This is a genomic window from Bacillus seohaeanensis (assembly GCF_042684945.1).
GTDB lineage: Bacteria > Bacillota > Bacilli > Bacillales > Bacillaceae_B > Rossellomorea > Rossellomorea seohaeanensis.
In genome coordinates this window covers 517,495-540,350 of record NZ_JBHUMF010000031.1, presented here as the reverse complement: position 1 = coordinate 540,350, position 22,856 = coordinate 517,495, and the positions used below count along the sequence as shown (strand labels likewise).

Annotated in this window: 25 protein-coding genes; 3 read left to right on the top strand and 22 right to left on the bottom strand. The window is 37.0% G+C overall.

Going from position 1 to position 22,856, the window contains the following annotated elements; all coding sequences use genetic code 11:
* Positions 1-10 precede the first annotated feature (10 nt).
* The 4 genes from ACFSUL_RS16030 to ACFSUL_RS16015 all read right to left on the bottom strand — a co-directional run bounded on the left by ACFSUL_RS16030 (position 11) and on the right by ACFSUL_RS16015 (position 3,565).
* Complete coding sequence (locus ACFSUL_RS16030; RefSeq protein WP_377936946.1) at positions 11-322, bottom strand: hypothetical protein; 312 nt, start codon at positions 320-322, stop codon at positions 11-13.
* Positions 323-373: 51 nt separating this feature from the next.
* A complete protein-coding gene (locus ACFSUL_RS16025) occupies positions 374-781 on the bottom strand; it encodes a hemerythrin domain-containing protein (RefSeq protein WP_377936945.1) in 408 nt (135 codons plus the stop codon).
* Positions 782-925: 144 nt separating this feature from the next.
* Positions 926-2,425 carry a nitrate/nitrite transporter gene (locus ACFSUL_RS16020; protein WP_377936944.1) on the bottom strand — a complete coding sequence of 500 codons (1,500 nt, stop codon included), beginning with the start codon at positions 2,423-2,425 and terminating at the stop codon, positions 926-928.
* A gap of 117 nt (positions 2,426-2,542) precedes the next feature.
* Positions 2,543-3,565, bottom strand: coding sequence for a DUF3231 family protein (locus tag ACFSUL_RS16015; protein ID WP_377936943.1), 1,023 nt, complete (start codon positions 3,563-3,565; stop codon positions 2,543-2,545).
* A 178-nt stretch (positions 3,566-3,743) separates the two neighbouring features.
* On the opposite strand from ACFSUL_RS16015, the gene ACFSUL_RS16010 reads away from it, so the two are divergent.
* A complete protein-coding gene (locus ACFSUL_RS16010; protein WP_377936942.1) occupies positions 3,744-3,911 on the top strand; it encodes an SE1832 family protein in 168 nt (55 codons plus the stop codon).
* A gap of 110 nt (positions 3,912-4,021) precedes the next feature.
* Here the strand turns inward: ACFSUL_RS16010 and ACFSUL_RS16005 are convergent, their stop codons facing one another.
* Positions 4,022-4,300 (bottom strand): DUF6509 family protein, encoded by a 279-nt coding sequence (locus ACFSUL_RS16005; RefSeq protein WP_377936941.1) that lies wholly within the window; start codon positions 4,298-4,300, stop codon positions 4,022-4,024.
* A gap of 233 nt (positions 4,301-4,533) precedes the next feature.
* Here ACFSUL_RS16005 and ACFSUL_RS16000 point away from each other — a divergent pair, with 233 nt between their 5' ends.
* On the top strand, positions 4,534-4,842 hold the full coding sequence (locus ACFSUL_RS16000; protein WP_377936940.1) for a hypothetical protein: 309 nt from the start codon (positions 4,534-4,536) through the stop codon (positions 4,840-4,842).
* A 47-nt stretch (positions 4,843-4,889) separates the two neighbouring features.
* Here the strand turns inward: ACFSUL_RS16000 and ACFSUL_RS15995 are convergent, their stop codons facing one another.
* Entirely contained in the window at positions 4,890-5,681 is a 792-nt protein-coding gene (locus tag ACFSUL_RS15995; protein ID WP_377936939.1) for a S1C family serine protease, read from the bottom strand.
* A 208-nt stretch (positions 5,682-5,889) separates the two neighbouring features.
* On the opposite strand from ACFSUL_RS15995, the gene ACFSUL_RS15990 reads away from it, so the two are divergent.
* Complete coding sequence (locus ACFSUL_RS15990) at positions 5,890-6,783, top strand: MBL fold metallo-hydrolase (protein ID WP_377936938.1); 894 nt, start codon at positions 5,890-5,892, stop codon at positions 6,781-6,783.
* Positions 6,784-6,830: 47 nt separating this feature from the next.
* On the opposite strand, the gene ACFSUL_RS15985 is transcribed toward ACFSUL_RS15990, so the two are convergent.
* The 16 genes from ACFSUL_RS15985 to ACFSUL_RS15910 form a co-directional block, all read right to left on the bottom strand.
* A complete protein-coding gene (locus tag ACFSUL_RS15985; protein ID WP_377936937.1) occupies positions 6,831-7,100 on the bottom strand; it encodes a DUF1292 domain-containing protein in 270 nt (89 codons plus the stop codon).
* A gap of 208 nt (positions 7,101-7,308) precedes the next feature.
* Positions 7,309-7,809, bottom strand: coding sequence for a mismatch-specific DNA-glycosylase (locus ACFSUL_RS15980; RefSeq protein WP_377936936.1), 501 nt, complete (start codon positions 7,807-7,809; stop codon positions 7,309-7,311).
* A 111-nt stretch (positions 7,810-7,920) separates the two neighbouring features.
* Positions 7,921-8,526 (bottom strand): branched-chain amino acid aminotransferase, encoded by a 606-nt coding sequence (locus tag ACFSUL_RS15975; protein ID WP_377936935.1) that lies wholly within the window; start codon positions 8,524-8,526, stop codon positions 7,921-7,923.
* Positions 8,527-8,613: 87 nt separating this feature from the next.
* Positions 8,614-9,369, bottom strand: a complete 756-nt coding sequence (locus ACFSUL_RS15970; protein ID WP_377936934.1) for an exodeoxyribonuclease III — start codon at positions 9,367-9,369, stop codon at positions 8,614-8,616.
* A gap of 149 nt (positions 9,370-9,518) precedes the next feature.
* Positions 9,519-10,928 carry a DEAD/DEAH box helicase gene (locus ACFSUL_RS15965; protein WP_377936933.1) on the bottom strand — a complete coding sequence of 470 codons (1,410 nt, stop codon included), beginning with the start codon at positions 10,926-10,928 and terminating at the stop codon, positions 9,519-9,521.
* 261 nt (positions 10,929-11,189) lie between these two features.
* Entirely contained in the window at positions 11,190-13,544 is a 2,355-nt protein-coding gene (helD, locus tag ACFSUL_RS15960; RefSeq protein ID WP_377936932.1) for an RNA polymerase recycling motor HelD, read from the bottom strand.
* A 204-nt stretch (positions 13,545-13,748) separates the two neighbouring features.
* Positions 13,749-14,144 (bottom strand): acyl-CoA thioesterase, encoded by a 396-nt coding sequence (locus tag ACFSUL_RS15955; protein ID WP_377936931.1) that lies wholly within the window; start codon positions 14,142-14,144, stop codon positions 13,749-13,751.
* A 152-nt stretch (positions 14,145-14,296) separates the two neighbouring features.
* The gene (locus tag ACFSUL_RS15950; RefSeq protein ID WP_377936930.1) at positions 14,297-15,250 is read right to left on the bottom strand and encodes an alpha/beta hydrolase; all 954 of its coding nucleotides are present in this window, start codon (positions 15,248-15,250) and stop codon (positions 14,297-14,299) included.
* Between the two features lie 122 nt (positions 15,251-15,372).
* Positions 15,373-15,780 carry a MaoC/PaaZ C-terminal domain-containing protein gene (locus tag ACFSUL_RS15945; RefSeq protein ID WP_377936929.1) on the bottom strand — a complete coding sequence of 136 codons (408 nt, stop codon included), beginning with the start codon at positions 15,778-15,780 and terminating at the stop codon, positions 15,373-15,375.
* Entirely contained in the window at positions 15,777-16,226 is a 450-nt protein-coding gene (locus tag ACFSUL_RS15940; RefSeq protein ID WP_377936928.1) for a MaoC family dehydratase N-terminal domain-containing protein, read from the bottom strand. Before ACFSUL_RS15940 ends, ACFSUL_RS15945 begins: the two co-directional genes overlap by 4 nt.
* 17 nt (positions 16,227-16,243) lie before the next feature.
* The gene (gene fabG, locus ACFSUL_RS15935; RefSeq protein WP_377936927.1) at positions 16,244-17,008 is read right to left on the bottom strand and encodes a 3-oxoacyl-ACP reductase FabG; all 765 of its coding nucleotides are present in this window, start codon (positions 17,006-17,008) and stop codon (positions 16,244-16,246) included.
* A gap of 144 nt (positions 17,009-17,152) precedes the next feature.
* Entirely contained in the window at positions 17,153-18,328 is a 1,176-nt protein-coding gene (locus ACFSUL_RS15930) for an acyl-CoA dehydrogenase family protein (RefSeq protein ID WP_377936926.1), read from the bottom strand.
* Between the two features lie 311 nt (positions 18,329-18,639).
* Entirely contained in the window at positions 18,640-19,824 is a 1,185-nt protein-coding gene (locus ACFSUL_RS15925) for a thiolase family protein (protein ID WP_377936925.1), read from the bottom strand.
* A 33-nt stretch (positions 19,825-19,857) separates the two neighbouring features.
* Entirely contained in the window at positions 19,858-21,006 is a 1,149-nt protein-coding gene (locus tag ACFSUL_RS15920; protein ID WP_377936924.1) for an acyl-CoA dehydrogenase family protein, read from the bottom strand.
* A gap of 36 nt (positions 21,007-21,042) precedes the next feature.
* Complete coding sequence (locus ACFSUL_RS15915) at positions 21,043-22,206, bottom strand: thiolase family protein (RefSeq protein ID WP_377936923.1); 1,164 nt, start codon at positions 22,204-22,206, stop codon at positions 21,043-21,045.
* Positions 22,207-22,377: 171 nt separating this feature from the next.
* Positions 22,378-22,818 (bottom strand): PaaI family thioesterase, encoded by a 441-nt coding sequence (locus ACFSUL_RS15910; protein ID WP_377936922.1) that lies wholly within the window; start codon positions 22,816-22,818, stop codon positions 22,378-22,380.
* Positions 22,819-22,856: the final 38 nt, after the last annotated feature.

The following is a 22,856-nucleotide window of genomic DNA, read 5'->3' as shown; positions in this document are numbered from 1 at the left end:
TCATTCCTTTCTATGGCTTTACCATTTTGTAGTAATCCGTAATTAAATGGGTTTTACATTCTTTGGCAGCTTTTTCAAAAAACTCAGTTATTTCCGCATCTGGTTGTTTTACTTGTTTATGACTGAAACGCCCTACGACCGATTGTGTAAAGGTGCTAGCAAATGCTATGGTTACATCCATACCTGCCTTTGTTTCCATGACAGTACCTCGTGTGTCATATGGATGGATATTATGCTGCTCAAATACTTCAACCATTTTGTCATACAAAGCTGGTGCTGCAATTCGTAATGATTTTTGCTTCCCATTTTGAATTTCACTCACCTTGCCATTCCTCCTATATACTTCCTTATACGCCTGTAATTATTCCCCAATTTAGAGAAGTTTTGTCATTTCATCTTCATTGTGGATTTCATCAATAATAATAAGAGAATCTATTAGTTTTAACATCTGCTCGTTTGCCTCGTCTGATAGGAGCATTTCTTTCATTTTCCCAACAACTCGGCGCATTAAATCATGATCTCGTGTGAGTTGTATAACGGTGTCGCTTAAAGCTGGATTCTTCTCAACAAGATCTTTATATAATCCTTTTTCCTCTGCTTCTGCATGCTGTAACGTTCGTAATTCCCAATGTTCAATCGTTATTTCCGCGACTTGCAGAGCTTTTTCTTTATCTTTTTCTATGCAATTGCGAAATAAGTCTCTCAAATCCCGCGCTTCATTTAATGCTGCTTCATGAATAGATGAATGAGCATCTTGTTTGCTTAAACTAGGTCCTGACAACTTCTTCTCACATCCTTCTATCCCATTATTTTGAAATATATTAATAAAGTCTAACCGTAATCCTACTTGATAAACGTCAATGAAATGTTTTTAACAAAAAAAGGACAACTCATAATGTTGTTTCGTTTATGAGTCATCCTCTGTTTATTTTTTTTCGTTTGTTATATCATTGAATACTCCAACGTAGTACTTTACCTCTTCTGCTTCGTTCTTCACTTCACTAATTGTTAACCATTCTAAATAAATTTCTTGATTCTTTCGTTTATTCCAAATTTCACCTTGCCAAAATCCATTATTTCGTATAGAGTCCCACATTTGATGATAAAAATGTTGATCGTGCTTCCCAGAACGTAAAATATTAGGAGTATTTCCGATTGCTTCTTCCGGCTCATAACCTGTTAAGCGGGTAAAAGCTGGATTTACCTTCTCGATAACTCCTTTTGCATTGGTAACCATCATCCCTTGGGCAACATTTTCAACAATTTTCGCTTCTAAACTCAATTTGTCTTGATAATACATCCAAACAACAATAACAAAGCTTGCAAGGGCAAATTCGGATAATGCCATAAACCCGATAGCGTAATGCCCTGTTATATTAAAAACTAAGGAAAGAACAATTGGTGGGAAAAATCCTCCTAACCCTCCCATTGCGGAAACAATTCCATTTACAATTCCAGCTTGTTTTGAAAAATAATAAGGCACAAGTTTAAATACAGTACCATTCCCAATTCCCGCACAAAACGCAACAGTCAAACATCCAACCGTGTACAAAGTAAGGGTTGGGGAGAAAGACAAAATTACACCGGAAAATGTCAGCCCTGCAAAAACTAATAATAAAATCATAAACGGATTAAACTTATCTCCCAACCAACCTCCTACTGGACGTAAAAAGGTGGCTAAAGCAATAAAACCAGCTGTTCGTATACCTGCATCTACAGGAGTTAATTGAAAATTTGAAACTAAAAAATTGGGAAGGTAGACAGTAAAGGCAACAAATGAGCCAAATGTAATAAAGTAGAACAAACTTAAAAACCAAAGCTTTTCATCTTGATAGACTGATTGGATTTGGCTCACTAATGAAACTTTTACTTTTTTCTCCTGTCGATCCCCAAACAAAAAGTTTAGAACAGCAAAAATAAGTAGAGGAATTAAAAATAATCTAACCGTATTAACCCAACCAATGGAATTTGCCAGCATAGGTGCAGCAAAGGATGTGATAGCCGTTCCAATATTTCCCGCCCCATATATTCCATTTACAAACCCATGTCGTTCCTTAGGATAATATTTTGGAAGTGACGTGACACCGATGGAAAAGGTTGCCCCTCCTATCCCAAGAAGTAATCCACCAATAATTAAATCAACAAGGGAATCTGAAATGCTAATATAAAAAACAGGAAAAAGTAATAGTAGAAAACTAATCATAAATAGAGTTCGTGCACCAAAACGGTTTGTCCAATAACCTAAAAGGATACGCATCAATGAACCTAGTATAACAGGAACGGCTGTAACCAATGCAACCTCATTATCGGTTAATGGGATATCCTCTTTTATATTTGGAATTAAGGAAGAGATCATCACCCAAACCATAAACCCAATAACAAGGCTTAATGTTTGAAGAGGTAATTGTAATTTTTGAGATTTCATTTTTCACCGCTCCTCATTTTAGCATTGTCACGTAAAAAGAATAAGTTCCTCATAGTTTTCAGTAATAATACATGTTTTATTCCTTGGATTTATCATAATCCATATCATTTCAAGTTTTTAATACTCGTCCCTATGAGAACCCTTTGCTAACTCTTTTCGATTTCGAGCTTCTGGTGGTTGTTCCATCCAACCATGATTAATCATTATATTGGCACCATCTTCGGAAAAATGAATAATCTCCCCCATTAATCGAGAATAGGTTACGCCTAAATCATGTCTTGGACTGGTCGACATCGAGATACCATATTGTCCTATACCGGAAGCAGTTAGCGAAGAAATATGGTACATCATCAATTTATCGGAAAACGGAGGTACAGTAGAATCTGTTACTTCCTGTGCTAAATTCACCATCCCATTCACAAAATCTTCATGTAATATGGAATTAAATAATTCAAAATGTTTTTTTGAAATATCTCGACCTCTTTCAAAGTATTTTCGAACATCCTTTTCTTTTGCTACTTGACTAAATCCTATTATGACCGCTAATCCTAGTGCATTTCGTTCGGCATTATAATGGAGATTGGCAATTTCCACTGCAAGTAATGGCCGCCGATTACCGAAGTAGCCTGTTAAAAAACTCTGTTTTTTTACAAAGTCTACATCTTTTGGTTTTGGAATAACAGGTGGGCGAATTAAGATCCCCTTCTGCAGTGCTAACTCTTTCGCATCATTATGTAATTTTTTCGTTTCCTCCAAACATTCTGTGTAATACTTGATAATGTCATCCCGAGTTACCAGTGATAATGCCAACCCATACGAATTCAGCCCGAATTTCCCCATGTTTAGGATGTATAATAAATATAATTTATCTGTAAATAACCGAGGTGCATCCACATTCACATCTTGATTCGTAAAACCAATTGGAATTGGATACCCCTCTTTTTTTAGGATTTCTGTTACCTTTTTCACATGTTGTTCAGAAATATCAAGAGCATATTTTAATATTGACTGAATATCCTTATCCGCACTATTTGCTAAAAAATAGTTAATCGCACAAATCGCCATGGAATCGTTTTGATAAGATGTCCAAAGATTAGAGATTTCTGATGCTGTTAATGTCGTTTCATGTGTAGTTGCCATATATGTCCCCCCAACAAAATTGCTTAAGGATAGTATCTCTATTTTTATACAGAATATAAGAATTTACGGAAGGAATGTTTTTATATGTAGATTTAAAGCTTCATTTTATTTGTAGAACATAAGTTTATTCGCTACACTTAGTCTATACATATCTAATGATAAGAAAGCGGTGGATGAAATGAGTAGTAAGGAAATTGAAGCTAAAATTGCAGAGTTGAAAATGGAGTATATGCGATTACAAGATGATATGGAGAAGCTTGAATCGTTTGGGCGGTCAGTAGAAAAACAAGAAGTAAAACTGAAGGAGATTGAGAAGGAGTTGCAGCATTATAATTCGATGAAATAATAGTGAATAAAGTATTTTTTAGTATTGGTACTAGATTTAAATGAAAAAGGTTCTACTCTATTATTTCAGGCTGTCGATAAAATTCGACAGCCTGTTTTTCATTCTAATTATTATATATTGTCTTTACAATATTCCCTCACCAATGCTTCTTCATCGTCTTCCAGTTCAAAATCAAGTATTTCCTCCGTCGCTTCTTCCATAAATTGATATTGAACGATACGCGAGTCATTTTCATCTATTAAATAAATAACTCTTAAAAGCAACCCTTTTTCAGAGTACAATTCATCCTCTTCTGGAACCTCGATAGTTAGAAAAAATTCATAACGGTCTCCTGCTAGTATTCCCGTTGGATCCTCCAACTTCTCCACACTATGTCTTGTAATATCCATAAATTTATTCGTCCTTTCACCTTTTACTACAGATTAATTTTTTATAAGTACTTGCTTATTATACACTTTCTTTTATTTTTGTTAATGCTTCTTTAATTTATAGTAGAAATTTAAGCTGTCATCTTATAATAAATGAAAAAGCAGTCTGTTTTCTTTATAATAAGATAGGAAAACAAAAGTGAAAAGTGGAAGCGGCTCGAACAGCTTGCTAAAACTAGACAAGGAGAACTCACATGAATCAAAAAAATGTAGAAGAACAAATAATCGCAAATTATCAAAAAGACGAGAAGATGATGATTCTTGTATTTTCTCAGTGGTGCATTAATCATGATCTTGACCCGGAAGAGTTGTACACGCAGGCCTACCCTACTCAGGCTTCTAATCAAGCATTAAAAGATGCAATTGGTTTAACAGTTCCTAAAGAGGAAGCAGGTGAAATTTCTGACCAAACACTTTTAGGCGTGTTATCGTTGTTTGGAAATGAAGACCTTGCTTTTGTCGTTAGTGAGGAAATGCAGAAAATAAATAAGAAAAAACGGTAAATATATGTAGCAAAAACTTGATGTGCAACCCAGCCATCAAGTTTTTGCTACTCCTGTGTTAGCTCAGGAATTTTATCTACTGGAACTGCAAGGCCTTCTGACTCTTCTCCGCTACCAAGCTTAGGGAGTGTCTTTGCATACACGACGCCAATTACCTTTCCTTTGTTGTCAATTACAGGGCTCCCACTATTCCCTTTCTCAATCGGTGCAGAAATTTTCAATAAATCACCGCTCGCAGTTATGTTTCCTTCCATGACAATTTGACTGTATGCAAGCGGGTTTCCAATAACAAATATATTTCCACCCGTTTTCCAATTTCGCTCCTGTTGGATATCTAAATGCGGTAAATCTTTTCCGTCAATTTCTAGAAGTGCAATATCTAATTTTTCATATGTTTCTTTCTTTTCTGCTTTGTAAAATTCGCCATCGGGAAATACGACAAGGATAGAAGACATACCATCAATAACATGGTGGTTTGTGATGATCCGTCCATTTGAGTCTATATTAAATCCAGTTCCTTTACTATTGCCTCCTTCTATTGTCACAACTGCCTTCTTATAATTCTGGATATTTTCCACTTGAGAAAGTTCATTTGATTTTTTAAGGAAGGAGAAAGAAGGAAGATTGAACACCTGCACCCACACACCAAGCACAGTTAGCAACATCGCTATTGCAATAGTAAAAGCAGTTATTTTCCCAAAGAATGCACGTTGCTTCTTTTTCCTTGCATTCTTTTCATTCTCTTCTTCATCAAACAAAAAGGCTTCTAATGGTGGCTCTTCTATGTTATCTTCATTCGGAGTAGTATCATCGTTTAAATTATTTTGTTCATTCTCCATCACTAGCTCCCCCTTTACTAAGAGAATGTATATGTATATAGTACACGAGTAAGCTTCTATCTGGAAGGATGAGTGATTAAATAAATCGCTCATTCTTCTCTAGTGTATTTAACCATTTTAATGGATGGTGATTTATGGTATAATGAATGAATACTCATTCATATCGTGTGCATTAACTAATAAAAAAGAAAAGCAGAGGTGAGAAAAGATGAATAATTTCGGTCCTTTAGAAATTATCGAAGGCCCTAACAAAAGTAAGGTGCCTTTTTCGAGAAGTCTATTCATCAACAGTTCGAAAAAAGTATTAATAGATACTGGTGCAGATCCGAAAAGCTTGCTAAGTATTCAGCAACGATACGGAATTGATCTAGTCGTGAACACACATTATCATCCAGATCACACTCGTCATAACTATCTATTTTCAAATGCAGAGAAATGGATTAATCCAATAGAATACGGCTCCTCGCTTACAGTGGAAGGCATCGCAACTATTAATGGGGTCTATCAAGAGTGGGGAACAGAGGGTGTGGAAAAGTGGAAACAATCCGTACCACAAGAATGGATGGAGTCTCTAGGTGAAATATCTGGAACATATAAATATGAGGAAGAGTATTTATTCGGAGACGTAAAAGTTCACTTTTTACATACTCCTGGTCATACGGAAGGACTCGCATGTCCCTACTTTCCAGAACTAGGTGTGGTATTTGTAGGTGACTATGATATGTCATCATTCGGTCCGTGGTATAACGGCACAGATGGTGATATTGATGCTTTTATAGAGTCAGGAAAGCGGTTGTTAAATCTAGATGTTCACACGTATATTACTGGACATCAAAAAGGCCTTTTTTCCAAGGCGGAATTTAAACAAGAGATGGAAAAATACCTTGCCATTATTGATAAACGAGACGAATTGATTGATAAATACGTGCGACAAGGACTTAACTTTGAAGAACTAACGAATTTGGGTATTTTTTATCCCAAAAAAACGTTAACCAATACTATTCTAAAAACGTGGGAAAGAAGTGGGATTCGAAAACATCTACAACGTCTAGGTTACACTGTACAGAACAACGATATTGTACTATTAAGTGCAGTACGATAGAAATAGATAGATTAGGGAGGATTTTAACTACTCCTCCCTTCCCCTTATCACTCTTGATTATCAATCATTTTATCAAACGCCGCTGATACTTTTTCAAATTCCTCATCACTCTCGATTGCTGCCAAATCACCATCCGCATCTACTTTTAACAAGAAAATATCAATGTCTCCATCCGTTTGGTTTTTTATATCTTCTACAAAACCAACTGCGGCATATGTTGAGCCTTCTACATCTAGTGTTCCTAATACCTCAACTTCTTGTTCCTGCTCGCCATCTTCACTAATAGTAAAAATTTCCCCTGCTTCTATTTTATTCATAATATCCCCCTTAATAATGTTATTGAACATGTTTATCCCGCATTAAAGAGCAGTAAATACCCACTTAAAAAGCGGGGCTTTAGCGTCAGTAGAACGGGACGAACAATCAGCGGGGTCTTCTATCCCCTACTGATTGAAGTTTCACTTTATTTTTCCATTAAAACGCTAAATAATGCTAAGAAATGCAAGCGAAAATTAATTCTTCCTTCTATATTAATTCCTTTAATTCTTTATAAATTCCCACAATCTCTTCCATCTTCATACGAACAAGTCCACTAGAGGATGGTGCAACAAAATCAATTACCCCATCAACAACAGAATCCGGTTGAACTCCCCACGAAACTTTTCGTTTTTTTGACAATTGCTGATAGACACCTTTGCCAACATAACAGGCGATAGTAGGACGATGCCTTTTCAGTTTTTCCTTTAAAATAACTCTTCCTTCCTCGTATTCTTCTTTCAAAATTTCGGAAGCATCCTTTGTCGGTCTTTCTACAATATTGGTTAAACCAAACCCTAAATTCAATAAGTCTCCATCTTCATCCATACGATAAAGTCTTGGGGTTAACCCTGATTGAAAGAGAATTCTCCAAAAACGGTTCCTTGGATTTGCGAAGTGATGGCCTGTTTCTCCAGACATTAAACTAGGATTAAAACCGATAAAAACAATTTTAAGATTATTTGCTAAATGGTCTGGAAGTGTGTCCATTCTAAAACCTCCTTGGCAACGGCCTTGTTGGACTATAAAGTAAAAAAGAAGCTAAAGTCCTTTTAGGTTTATTGAAAAGAAGCGGATTATTCCCCTTCCAACTTTATATTTTTACTGATTTTCCTCCACCGCTTCTAGTAATGTAAAGATGAATCCATACACCAATTGGTATGCTTCTCCAATTGACAAATTCTCCTGGAACCCATCAACATAATTCAACGCAAAATTCAAATCCCATAAGCCATCGTTTTGATTAAACATTAAGCTAAAAGATGCCTCTTCCCTATGTAATTGTTCCGATAATTGTTCCTTCAAAACGCTTTGAAATTTCTTCTGAAGCTTCAACCCTAGCAATACACTGTATGTATCGAACACATCATCCACTTCTAAAGAAACAGCATCGACTCCAACTAATTCAAACCACTTAGATTCTAGATAAATAAATTCATTTTTATGCTTTTGAAGATAGTCAAGTGGGTGGTCCAGGAATGTCGCTTCTTCTTCTGCAATCACTTCTTCTGTTTCTTTGTTACACCTTTCAACATAAGCTTCTAAGAAACGGGAATTTGATTTACTTTCTGTCAGGTTGATATTCCCCTCTTCCATTAATTGGTTCCTTTCTATATAATCTACTTCCTCTTTAAATAAACTAATTTGCGAGTCCTTTTTTTCTTCTAATGCTTGTGATAGATAGTGTTTCATTGAATCTTTTAACATTTTCCTAACCTCCTATGTAAAATTCCCACAATCATATTAGCAGTATAACCTAAATAACTAGACGTTTTTCTACCTTTTCAAAATGACTTAGATGTTAATCTCCATATATACCGGACAATGATCACTGCCCAATATATCTGAGTGAATTTGTGCATCTTCCAACAAATTTGCTAACCTTTCCGATAATAGAAAATAATCAATTCTCCATCCAATATTTCTTTCTCGGACTTTACTCATATATGACCACCATGTATATGCTCCTTCTTTTTCGGGATATAAATATCTAAAACTATCTACAAATCCCGTGTGGAGAAGTGCCGTCATTTTTCCTCTTTCTTCTTCTGTGAAGCCTGAATTTCCCTTATTTGATTTTGAATTTTTTAGGTCGATTTCTTTATGTGCCACATTAAGGTCGCCGCATAGAATGACTGGCTTAATGGTATCCAACTCCTTAAGGTATTCCCGTATAGCATCTTCCCACTCTAGTCTATATTCAAGCCGAGACAAATCTCTTTTGGAGTTCGGGGTATAAACCGTTACAAAGTAAAAGTCTACAAATTCCAATGTAATAATTCTTCCTTCGGGTTCTTCGTTGCTATTCCCTACCCCATATGAAACAGAAAGCGGTTTTTCTTTTGTGAATATCGCTGTCCCAGAATAACCTTTTCTCTCAGCATAATTCCAATATTGATTGTACCCTTTTAAATCTAGTGTTATTTGTCCTTCTTGCAGTTTTGTTTCTTGTAAGCAAAATATATCTGCATCTACTTCATTAAAATAATCTAAAAATCCTTTTCGTACACATGCTCTTATACCATTAACATTCCAAGATACTAATTTCATAAAACGATAACCTACTCCTTGCTTCTGATATACTCAACCTTAACAATACTATACTATTATGAGTTATAGTTCGATTGATTAGCTTTCGTAAAAAGAAAAACATGTACCGATTAGGGAGTACATGCTTTGGGATTACCACATCTGTTTCGTTATTTTTCACGTCTTGTTCTTCCTAATTTAGAAGCAGTGCTAGTAGAGGTAGTGTTGGAGCTATTACTCGTCCTTCTTTTTGATTTGAATGGTTTTCGATTACTTCTTTCTTCGTCTTTTGACGTTCTTCGTTTACTCCTTGAATCTTTAGACATAGGCGACTTTCTTTCTTGCTTTCTCTCCTTGGTATTCGACTGGTTTCTTTTGGGAGTAGAACTTGATTTTTTCTCTTTTCCATGTTCCTTGCTCCGGATGTTTTTCTGATTTGGGTTATCTTTCTTGCTGTCTTCTATTCCATTTCCTAGGTTTTGCTTTTGGATAGAAATGTTCAACTCTTTTTCAATAGCAGCAAGTAATGGACGATCATCGGAAGAATAGAATGTGATCGCCTTTCCAGTTGTTCCCGCTCGTCCTGTTCTCCCAATTCGATGGACAAAGCTTTCAGAATCCAGTGGTATATCGTAGTTAAATACATGCGTAATACCTTCGACATCAAGACCTCTTGCCGCAACATCAGTCGCAATCAGCAGCTGTGTTTTCGCATCTCTAAATCGTTTCATTGCTTTCTCTCGTTTAGCTTGCGACAAATCCCCATGCAGTTCATCACAAAGGAAACCATTACTCTTAAGCACTCCATATAGTTTACTTACTCTTCTTTTCGTTCTACAGAAAATAACAGCTAAAAATGGTCGTTCCTCTTCTACTAACTGAATAAGAGTAGTCTGTTTCTCTCTATCCGTCATATGAATCGCAAGCTGCTCCACATTATCAGCAGGACCTTGTGTTTTCTCTACTTGTATGTATTGTGGTTCATGCATGTGATTCTTTGCTAACTTTCGTACCTCAGTGGGTATCGTGGCGGAAAACAACATCGTCTGCCTACTTGAAGGAGTTTCTCTTATAATATCTTCAACTTCATGTAAAAAACCGATGTGGAGCATTTGATCTGCTTCATCGAGAACAAGCGAGGATAATTGTGACAAATCTATTGTTCCTCTTCGAATGTGGTCTAATAAACGACCTGGTGTCCCAACAACAATACCGATATTTCTCTTCAATTTTCTTAATTGCTTCTCCACATCCTGTCCACCATAAACAGCTAACACATCGATTCCCTCTATATCTTGAACCAATTTTTCCACTTCACTAGTTATTTGTAGAGCTAGTTCTCTTGTTGGAGTTACGATCAATGCTTGGATATGTTCTGCGTTCGGATTGATTTTTTCAAGAATTGGCAAGATAAATGCAAATGTCTTCCCTGTCCCAGTTTGAGCTTGCGCAATAATATCTCTACTAGCCAAGACAGAAGGAATAGATTGTTGTTGAATAGGTGTCGGAGTGTCAACACCATAATCGTGTAGTTTTGCTTGTAATGTTTCCGATATGCCTAATGATAAAAAGTCTTGCAAATTAAACCCCTACTTTCTTTTTACGGATCGTTCGTGAATACTTATTAATATTGAATGTTTAATGAAAAAATAGCAAATTGTTTTCAAAAATATGTGTGTGAACAAATGCTTATGAAAAACAAACTCCCCCGCTAATTTTAGTCCCTAGTGACACTAACGCAGCTGTTATCTTCCGCCTAGGCTTCGCTGACTCCTCTAAACCTTGAGGTGAGGTATTACTGCCCGTTAATGCGGGATAAATGGAGGGAGCTTATATCCGTACTATTTTGTTTTGAGAGTTGAAAGTTCATACTTATCACTCGAAACATGTTCTAAGAAGAAACTTTTCTTCCCTACTGCGTAAATCGCTAACTTATGCATAGCCCTTGTGCATGCGGTGTAAAATAAATTTCTTTCTTGTTCACTATTGTATTGTTCATTAGAAGCGTTATAAATAATAACAGCATCAAATTCAATTCCTTTTGCAAGATAAACAGGAATAATTAATACCCCCTTTTTAAAGGAATATGTCTCATCATTCATCCATTCTACTTGAATGGTTGATTGGAGATTCTTGTATGCACTCTGACATTCTTCCATCGTTTTGCAGATTATCGCTATTGACTGGTGGCCTTCTGATTGAAATGCATTTACTTTAGCTGTGATGTATTCATGCAAGGAATTCTTATTATGAACCTCAAATACTTCTGGCTTTGACCCCTCGCGATTAAACGGTTCTATTAATTCACCGTTTTCAACAAGATCTTTTGTAAACTCGACAATTTGTTGTGTAGAACGATAACTTCGCGTTAGCGTGATTTTTTCAAAGTTTTCACTTTCATAAAAGGTATTGGATAACAATGTCGGTTTACCAGCAGTATGAGCATAAATTGCCTGATTAAAATCTCCTAAAATCGTCATTTTACTATAAGGGAAAATTTCTTTTAAATATGCAAACTGAAATGGCGAATAATCCTGCGCTTCATCGATAAAAACATGTCGTATTTTTCTATAGTTAGCATTCCTACCTTTGAGAAGGTATTTTAGGTATAGGTAAGGCGTCGCATCTTCCCAAGATAGTTTGTTTTTTTCAAGGTTACCCATCGTTTGTTGACAAATAATTCCCCAGTCACTTGGCAGTTGTATATCAAACTCTATACCGTTATACCACCGCTTAAATAAGTTGAGATAGTTTTGCCTTATGTTAATAAACCTTAACTGTTTTACTTTTTTCCTCAATGAACGGAATCGTTTTCTTACAATTGCTTTTCTTAATAGAACCTCTTCTAGTTCTATATCATCGAAACTATCTTCTTCCTTCTTTTTCATTTCTTGTAGTTTTTTATGAACGGCTGCATATTCATCTTTACTTAATAACTGTATTTTCTCTGTTACCCATTCTTTTTCCCGTTCCTTAACCTCTTTTTTTGCTAGCTGTTTTAAAATCCACTCTGCCGTTAATTCCATCCGATTAGGGATGGACAAGGTGGTGTCGAGTGAGTAAAAATGGTCTTCGATTGCTTTGGAGGAAAGAAGGCTTTTTCCTCGGAAGATAATGTTGGTAAAGGCGATTCCTTCCGTATTTAATACCGCTACATACCGATCTATTAATTTCTTATACTCTAGCGTAGATTTAAATTGAACCCCTGAAAGTAGTTCATTAAAACCATTTTCTTTTGGGGCAGTTAAGTAATATTCCATTTGTTCTGCCGGTCCTTCTAAAACAATATCTGACTCTAATTGCTTTTCGATAAAGCCCTGTAATGTCTCTTGTTCCATATTATCTTCACCAAGTTCAGGAAGAACGGTAGCGACATAGCTATTAAACAACGGATTAGGAGAAAGAAGCATGATATTATCCGAGCTAAGCGTATCACGGTAACGATACAGTAAATATGCGACTCGCTGTAATGCGGCTGATGTTTTTCCACTTCCAGCAACCCCTTGGACGACTAAGAAGCGGCTTTTTTCATTTCGAATAATTTTGTTTTGTTCCTTTTGAATAGTTGCCACAATGCTTTTCATTTGCGTATTAGCATTATTACCGAGAACCTCTTGTAATAATTCATCACCAATAGTTACACCAGTATCAAACATTGCTTTAATGGTCCCATCACGTATAATAAACTGTCGTTTTAACTCCAATTCCCCCTCTATCGTTCCTACCATCGTTTTATATTCTGCCGGTCCTGGAGAGTAATCATAATAAAGACTAGAGATTGGCGCTCGCCAGTCATAGACTAGAAAATTCTCTTCATCACTGTCCATCACTGAAGCGATTCCGATATATAGCGTGTCCGTCTGCTCTTCTCCATTTTCATGAAAATCAATACGTCCGAAGTACGGAGAATTTTTCATCCTATCTAATACGTTAATTTGTTTATGAAGGATCCCGTGGCTTCTTTCCCGTTCTGATAGAAGTTCTTGTTGCTGTCTAATAGCAGCCTCGGTTTCCACCCTTTCTTTTGGATCATCAAAATTTAATCGAATGTCATCGAAAAAGGTTTTACGAATTTCCATAACTCCTTCTTTTAAATCAATCGTATTATTTTGGAGTTTTTCCCTTTTATTTGTAATCTCCTGTTTAACCAAATCAACTCGTTGCTGTTCCTCATTCCACTCTTTATTGGTAAGCATCAAAACACTCCTTTAATAATTGTAGGATAAAATGTTTGACAAAGTGCACAATGACATGTATAATATAATTGTACACTAGTGTTTTAATTTAAGTGATATATATAAAGTAGATTTAATCTTACCATTAAGTTAAAGAAAAGGCAATAAAAAATAGGAAAGGCACCAACTCTAATGTAAATGGGGTCGGTGCCTTTTGGTTTATTATTATTTTGGAATCATATGACCTTCCAATACCTCTCTTATATTCTTAGGAATGGGTTCTGTTTTTTGGGTGTTCAGGTTAAAATTCACATAAACAACTGTTCCTTTTGCACATACCTCCCCTTCTTGGAGGATTTCTTCATATAGCTCCAAGCTAGTATTTCCGATTTTTTTCACCCATGTATGGATTTCAACGTTTTTACCAAAATAAATTTGTTTCACGTAATCAACATTCATATTTAAAATAATCATCTTCCAATGTTGAAAAGAGCTGTCAGGTGTAAACAATTTAAAAATCTCATTTCTCCCAGCTTCAAACCATATTGGTACCGTTGTGTTGTTAATATGACCTACACCATCTGTTTCAGAAACTCGCGGATCTATAATTTTTTTGTACATATGCCTCCTACCTTCTAATTAGTTTGTTTTTGTTATTGATTTCATATATATGTAATTAGTTAGATCGATTCACTTTGTGAAAATAAAGTTAGAAATTAATAAAGCTAGAACACCCAAGCGTGAACGAATCGTCCATCCTTGGGTGTTCTAGTTTAGCTCTTATGATTCACTTTATTACTATTATGATTTTTTAAATAATTCGCAGCTTCTTTAATAGCTTTATTGCCATCTTCTAGAGCAGTTGTCATGCTGACAAATCCATGAATCATTCCTTTATAACATAAATATGTCGTGTTTACACCTGCAGCGGAAAGCTTTTTAGCATAATTTTCTCCACCATCACAAAGTGGATCATATTCTGCAGTGATAATTAACGCAGGAGGTAAATGGGCGGCTTCGTCATCAGGAATTAACATTGGTGCTGCTAATGGGCTTTGCGTCTCACTTGGTTGATTAAAATACTGATCACCGAACCACTTCATGGTCGCTTTTGTTAAATAGTAACCTTCACCGTACTTATCATAAGAGTCAGTAGGTTCAAAACCTGTTGATGGGTAAAATAAAACTTGATAATCAATTTCTGGTGCTTTTCGTTGATTTGCTAAATAGCATACAACAGCAGCCAAATTCCCACCTGCACTATCCCCGCCTACTGCAATAGAATGAGGATCAATGCCAAGCTCTTTGGTATTGTCAGCGACCCATTTCACAGAAAGATAAGCATCTTCCACTGCAACAGGGAATTTTGCTTCGGGTGCAAGGCTATAATCTACAGATATCACTTTACATTGTGCTTCGTTTGCAAAAGTACGACACAACGCATCATGGCTTTCGATATTTCCAATTACCCATCCCCCACCATGAAAATATACTAATGCTGGTAGTGACGCTGAATCATTTGGTGTATAGATTCTTATCGCAATTTCATTTTTATAACCGTTGATATTTCTGTCTTCTACTTTATAAATTTCTTCCTGTTTATTCAATACTTTACTTGATTCGATAAAGGCATTTCGTGCTTCATGTAAATCCTGTTCCTCCACAGGTGGTAAATTTCTAGCTTTGAACATTTCTAATAATGCCACGGCTTGCGGGTGTAGACTCATACGAATCCTCCTCCATTTTTCTATAGATAAACAGCAGGTAAGATAGTGCTTACCTGCTGTTTATCTTTATTCCCCGGGTCAATCAGGTACTGTTACTGGAAATACTAGATAACTAGAATTTATTATTGTGCATATTTTAGAAAAGTCACTTTACCCTTTATCACTTCTTTGTCCTGTCCGTTAACCGCTGCTACATCAAAATGCAAGGTATCTCCTTGTTCTTCCTTTAATACAGCTTTTAACGTAATAACATCATGCAAAAATACCATGCCTTTGAACTGGATAGAGTAATCCTGGATAAAACCTTCTTCGTAAAAAGGAGTGAATAGCTTCGACAAATTACCCATCGTCCACATTCCGTGAGCAATAATCCCTGGCAGACCAGCATTCTTAGCTTCTTCATCAATTGTATGAATTGGGTTATAGTCACCGGATGCTCCAGCATATTTAATCAAATCCAGTCTAGAAACTGGATCTAACTGAACATTACCAATAGAGTCACCGACTTGGACTTTTGTTAGGGTACTCATACTTTCAACACCTTTCTAACCGCCTCACTAATAATGACAACTTGTTCAGCCGTAAAAATTATTTTACCTTCTTGTGTTACTCCATATCTTTTTAGAACAAGAAATCCCATTTCACCAGATTTACCTTTTTTTTCAAAATAATCGTTCACCTCTTGATAGCAGAAAATTTCTTCCCCAACAACAAGAGGGCGTTCATAATGGTAGGTTTGCTTCCCATGGATTAACCCTTTGTTGGGCAACTTCAATTCATTAATTACTCCATAGTCAAAAACCCTTGGGAAAGTAGGAGGAGCGATATTGTTTTTGTAACGTGATAGTCTGCCAGTTTCCTCATCAATAAAAATAGGATGAGCGTCACCAATTGCTTCGGCGAATTTTTTCACAGCACCTCGCTCAACTATATTTTTCACTTTTTCTGATCGTTTTCCAATAACTTCGCTAAACATATCTATCACCTCACATTTTAGTTCTTTGGTCCACCTGCTACATAGATTACTTGACCGCTTACAAATGAAGACTTTTCATCAGCAAAGAATGCTACTGCATTGGCAATATCGCTTGGTTTCCCACTTCTAGCAACCGGAATCTTTGCAACACTAGCTTGGATTAACTCTTCAAATGAAATTCCAATTCTATTTGCTGTGTTTTTGGTCATTTCCGTTTCAATGAAACCTGGAGCTACGGCATTGGCTGTTATTCCGTACTTCCCTAACTCAATAGCTAATGTTTTCGTCAATCCTTGTAATCCAGCCTTAGCTGTAGCATAGTTGGCTTGACCTCGGTTACCCAACGCGGATGTTGAAGAAATATTGATGATTCTTCCATATTGCTTTTTGACCATATATTTTTGCGCAGCACGAGCAGCATTGAAAGACCCTTTCAAGTGAACATCCATTACTGTTTGCCAATCATCGTCTGTCATTTTGAAAAGCATATTATCACGAATGACACCGGCATTGTTTACAAGAATATCAATTGAACCAAAGGCATTATGAGCCTCTTCCATTGCTTTTTCTACTTGTTCAGCGTCAACAACATTTGCAACCTTCGAAAATACTTCATATCCTTTTTCTCTTAGTTCATGTGTTGCTTGACTTAATACTTCTTCGTTAACATCAATAATAGCTACCTTAGCACCTTCTTCTGCAAACTGTTCAACAATCCCTCTCCCGATCCCACGGCTACCACCAGTAACGAATGCGACCTTGTCTGTAAATCTTCCCGTCATAACAATTCTCCTCCTTGTTCGTATAAAATAAAACTTAGTTAATAATTTTTCATCCCCCCCACCCCAAAGTTTCCAATTTTCTGAAGTCCTGTGATGGAGGATTCCCACTCATTAATGTAGGATAAAAATATTTAGCTTACTAGATTAGACAAACTGACCTACCTTAACATGTCCTTTTAATAGATTTCTAGAAATAATGAGGCGTTGAATTTCGTCAGTTCCATCGTAGATTCTCCAAAGTCTTGCTTCACGATACCAACGTTCAATTGGAAGTTCCCTTGTATACCCCATACCTCCATGAATTTGCAATACACGGTCCACAACGTTATTCCCCATATTAGCTCCATATAACTTTGCCATTGATGCTAAATGACGGTTATCTTCACCGTAGTCCAATGTGAATGCAGCATTTAAAACTAACCACCTAGCTGCCTCAAGTTCTACTGCAGAATCTGCGATTTGCCATTGGATTGCTTGTCGATCTGCGATTGGCTTTCCAAAAGTTTCTCGTTCTTTTGAATAATCAAGTGCCATTTGTAATAGTCTTTCTGCTGCACCGACTGCACGAGCTCCTACAATCCAACGAGCAAAGCCGATCCATTCTAGCCCTAAATTGTAACCGCCATCCACTTCACCTAAAATATTTTCTTCTGGAACACGCACATTATCAAATACTAACCCTGCCGGTCCCCATTCCCCCATTGTATGGATATATTCCGATTTCCATCCCATATCTCTATCAACGATAAAGCAGGTAACACCATCCCTGCCAGTAGCTTGATGTTTTTCTTTGTCTGTAATCGCGATAGCCATAACAAAATCCGCTTCATTCCCACCTGTAATAAATGTCTTTTCCCCATTCAACACCCATTCATTTCCATCTTTTACAGCTGTCATCTTAATGTTTCGTGTATCGGAGCCTGCACCCGGTTCTGTCATGGCAAAACAAGATTTCTTTTCTCCATTGATTGTAGGAATTAAGTATTTCTTTTTTTGCTCTTCGTTCGCATAATAGAGAATATTATCCGCCGATCCTCCGAATTGGAAAGGAACAAACGTTTTAGAAACTTCCATCATGACTATGGCAAGCATCATTTGTCCTAAGTCTGCACCGCCATATTTCTCAGGTGTGTTAATCCCCCAGAACCCGGCTTCTTTTGCTTTTAATTGAAGTTCTTTCAACTTGCCAGCTGGAAGACTTGGTTTTCCCTCTCTTTCATTTCGTAACACATCATTTTCAAGCGGAATTAATTCCTTTTCAACGAATTTTCGAATTGTTTGTTGTACCATTTTCTGTTCATCTGTTAATCGTAAATGCATATGGAAACACTCCATCCTATATTTTAATTGAAATTTCCAAAAAATCAAATTATTATACCTTCAAAGGAACCGGCTATCTAGTCATTGTCCTCCGTCCACCGTTAATAAACGATGCTTCTTCATTCCCAAATATTCGTTCTGCTCCACTGGTGTTCTCTTACTGGACCGGGTGCAATTGCATTTACTCTAAGTCATTACAAGTCCCCAGCGTTCACTGTTGCGAAATTGGTTCAAGTATCCAAGCATATGTAGCAAGAATATTTCTAACTTCACCACACCCTGAAAATAATCGGAATCAATTAATTTTTCTATTAAACTAATTCAAGCATTATAGCCATTCCTTGGCCACCGCCAACACAAAGGGATGCGATACCAAGACGTTCTTCTCGTCTTTTCATTTCATATAAAAGCGTTGTCATAATTCTGCAGCCTGTAGCTCCTAAAGGGTGTCCAAGTGCAATTGCTCCACCATTAACATTCACCCTCTCAGCATCTAAGTTCGCTTCTCGTATAACTGCCAAGCTTTGGGAAGCAAACGCCTCATTCAACTCTATTAACCCTACTTCTGAAAGCTTTTTATTTGTACGTTGAAGCAATGTTTGTATAGCAGGTACCGGACCTATTCCCATGTATTCTGGTGATACACCGCAACTTGACCAGTTTACTATTTTTGCTAAAGGAGTTAGACCAAGAGATTTTGCTTTTGCTAACGACATAATTACCATCGCCGCAGATCCATCGTTTCTACCGCAAGCATTTCCTGCTGTAACAGTACCGGATTGTTTAAATACAGGTTTAAGTCGCTCAAGAGCATTTAATGTTGTTTGCGGTCTAGGATGTTCATCTTCTTCAAAAAGAGAGGTTTGTTTTTTTTCTTTGACCTCCACGGGTACTATCTCATCTGTAAAAATCCCCTTTTTGATGGCGTTTGCAGCTTTTTGCTGGCTATCAAAAGCAAATTGGTCTTGATCACTTCTTAAAATATTATATTTTTCCGCAACGTTTTCAGCGGTTACCCCCATTCCGAGTTGACTTCCGTATAATTCAATAGGTTGTTGCCCATTTTCTAAATTAGAATCTATTAAAGTAGGGACCCCCTCGCCAAACCTAGAATTTCGTAAGTATATCGGTGCCCTACTTAAATTTTCCGTTCCCCCAGCAACGATGATTTCCGCTTGCCCTGATTGAATTTCTTGAATTCCGGATGTAATGGCTTGCATTCCGGAAGCACATAACCGGTTAACAGTAAAGGCAGGTGACGTTTCCGGTATACCTGCCCGTAATGCAGAAACTCGTGCAACGTTGGAAGACTCTGTTGTTTGCCTTACTTCTCCTAAAATCACTTCATCTACTATTTCAGGAGTGATACCAGCTCTTTTGATTGCTTCCTCAATTACGATGGCTCCTAAATGTCCCGAGCTAATACTCTTAAGTGATCCGCCAAAACGTCCGATTGGTGTCCTGGCAGCACTTATAATTACAATTTCATCTTTCACATTGCCCCTCCTAGAAAATTAGTTGTTTTCTAGTTAGCTATACTCTTTTTTTAATTGTCCAACTATAATATTTTTTTGTATTTCTGATGTTCCTTCATATATTCTTGTAATTCTTGCATCCCTATAGTAGCGCTCAACAGGGAAATCTTTTATATAGCCGATTCCACCGTGTATTTGTACCGCTTTGTCTGCAACACGGTTATACACTTCAGATCCATAGAGCTTTAACATTGCGGCTTCTTTAATCACTTTTTCTTTACTGTCAACCATCCAAGCTACTCTATAGGTGAAAGATCGAAGTGCTTCAATCTCCAATGCCATTTCAGCGAGCATATGCGCTACTGCTTGATGCTCGATAATCGGTACATTAAATTGTTCCCTTTCTTGTACGTAAGCCATTGACATGTCTAAAAGTTTTTGGGAAGAACCAAGGTTGCGAGCAGCCAATCCCGCTCTTCCATTTGCTAATATTTTCAATGCATTTACATACCCTTGACCTACTTCACCAAGTACGTTTTCTTCAGGCACTTCGCAATCCTCAAAAATAAGTTCAGCAGAGTGAGATCCTCGTAGTCCCATTTTTCTCTCTACTGTTCCAATTGTAAAGCCTGGAAATCCCTTTTCTACAACAAACGAAGTGATGCCCTTTGCACCTTTAGCCGGATCTGTAACAGCCATTACAGTAAAGACATCCGCTACGGTCGCATTTGTAATATAATGCTTTGTACCATTTAATATATATTTATTTCCTTTTTTTACTGCAGTTGTTTTCAGATTTGTTGCATGGGATCCAGCGGAAGGTTCCGTTAATGCAAAAGCACCGAGACAATCTCCTCTAGCCATATCTGGTAAGTATTTTTCTTTTAAGTATTCGTTGCCCATTTCTACAATTCCGATCGTTCCAATCCCTGTGTGTGCTCCGATCAGTGTTGTGTAGCCATTATGGGTTTTTCCAATCTCTTCATAAAGGGCACATTTACCAACCATCCCAATGCCAAGTCCCCCATATTCTTCAGGGATACTTAAGCTAAACAAACCCATTTCTTTTGATTTTTCAATAATCTCATCAGGGATTTCATCGTCATCTTCTATCTTCATACCATATGGATCGACTTCATGTTTGATAAAATCTTTTATATTATTTTTTAAAGAAAGAATGTCCTCATCTAATTGAAAGTTCACTTTCTCCCTCCTTACTAGTTTCTAATTTCGGATTGTTTATTTTCTTTCCAGTGCTAAAGCAATTCCTTGTCCTCCGCCGATACACGCGGTTACCAAACCTTTTTGGACGTTTCGTCGCTTCATTTCATATGCAAGTTTTGTGACTAGTATTCCGCCGGTGGCAGCGATAGGATGACCATGTGCAATTGCTCCGCCAAGAACATTCACTTTTTCCATGTCAAAAGAAAGTTCTCTACCGCATGCCAACACTTGCGCGGCAAATGCTTCATTAATTTCAATTAAATCAAAGTCATTCAAGCTGCCACCTGTTTGTTTCAACAATTTTTGGATAGCTGGAACTGGACCAATTCCCATTATATTGGGGTCAACACCAGCTACAGCCCAATCAGTAACATATGCTAATGGTTCTAACCCTCTAGCTTCCGCTTCTTCTCGGGACATAAGAACAAGAGCAGATGCACCATCATTAAGCCCTGAAGAATTACCTGCCGTTACGCTACCATCTTGCTTAAATGCTGGTGGAAGTTTCGCAAGTTTATCGATTGTAACAGACGGACGGGGATGCTCATCTTCTGAAAAAAGAAATTCTCCTTTTTTGGTTTGTAAAGAAATAGGCACTATTTGATCCTGAAATAGCTTGTTTTCCATTGCCTCTGCCATTTTTTGTTGGCTTCTATACGAAAATTCATCTTGTTCTTCTCTAGAAATAGAATATTTCTCTACCAGATTCTCTGCTGTTATTCCCATAGGAGGGTCACCGATTGTTTCTGGTGATAGTGACGGGTTTACAAAGGATGGAGGCATACGATTGTATGCTTTCTCTTGCGGTGCCAATAAATATGGAGCTCGGGACATACTTTCTGTTCCCCCTGAAATAACGATGGAGGCTTTGCTAGCAACAATAGCTTCTGCCGCTAATGCGACACTGTTTATTCCAGATCCGCATTGACGATCGATTGTTAGTCCTGGAGTGGAAGTTGGCAATCCTGCTTCCAGTAATGTTAGACGAGCAATATTACCGCCACCTGCTAGACAATTTCCAAAAATTACATCATCCACATCCCGGCCTTGGACATTTGCACGTTGTAAAGCTTCCTTCATTACGGCTGCTCCATATATGGAAGGATCTAGAGTTGCTAAAGCTCCCCCTTTTTTCGCTATTGGAGTTCTAACTGCAGAAACAATAACGGCTTCTGTCATGTATAGTCCATCCTTTCCTGTTTTTACTTATATATCTTTCTACTCATTATTTTGCAAGAATTATGCCAATATTTAAAATTCATTACATTAAGGGTTTCTTCCTCTAGTATGCTAAAAATAATTCAAAAATGAATTAAACAACTTGTATTATGCATATCTACAATTAATTTATTATTGAATCGATTGATTCAGATTTGAATTAAGAGAACTTTCCTTTTTAGGCCGTAATAGTTTAAATGTCCCAGCACCTTTGGCGATCGTATTATTTTCTTGGTCTGTAACAATGCCTTCACCAGTTATAATACGATAACCTAAGTGTAAAATATTTGCTTTTACTGTAAGAATTCCAGCTTGAGCAGGTTTTAAGTATTGTATGTTTAAATTGATTGTAGTAGATGGTAAATTAGTAATGGAAGTAATAGTGGCCCCAATTACATTATCAATCAATGTAGCAAGAACACCCCCGTGAACGGTTTGGATAGCATTTTTATGATGTTCGTCAACGGTCAATTGAAGGACAACTTCTCCTTTTTCATATTGAATGGTTTTCACATCTAAAAGTTGAGAAAATCGGCTATTATCAATTAATTTTTTCTCGGAATTTATATCCATACATACTCTCCCTTGTGTAGTACCAGTACCTTTGGTTT